The 244-nt window shown below is 59.8% G+C and carries 1 protein-coding gene; it reads left to right on the top strand.

Features of this window, described 5'->3' with window-relative positions:
* A partial coding sequence (locus tag EOD29_RS34340) for an AraC family transcriptional regulator (RefSeq protein ID WP_164764070.1) occupies nucleotides 1-244 on the top strand: 244 nt, incomplete at both ends.

Raw genomic sequence — 244 nt, 5'->3', positions numbered from 1 at the left:
CCTCGACGGCCTTCAGATGGCACTGGCAGGGCACCTTCTCAGTACTTATTCGGCCGTTCGCTGGCAACCCGCCGAACGGGCGCCGACTGTCGACCCCAAAAGGCTGCAACGCGTCTTCGATTTCATTGAAGCCCGCATCGCAGCAGAAATCTCGCTGCATGACCTTGCCGCGGAGGCTTGCCTCAGTCCCTTTCATTTTGCCCGCATGTTTCGCAAGGCAACAGGCCTGACGCCGCATCGCTAT

It is taken from the genome of Mesorhizobium sp. M1A.T.Ca.IN.004.03.1.1, assembly GCF_003997555.1.
In the GTDB taxonomy this organism is placed as follows: domain Bacteria; phylum Pseudomonadota; class Alphaproteobacteria; order Rhizobiales; family Rhizobiaceae; genus Mesorhizobium.
Note: the sequence above shows the minus strand (reverse complement) of the source record. Positions and strands in the feature narration are given on the sequence as shown.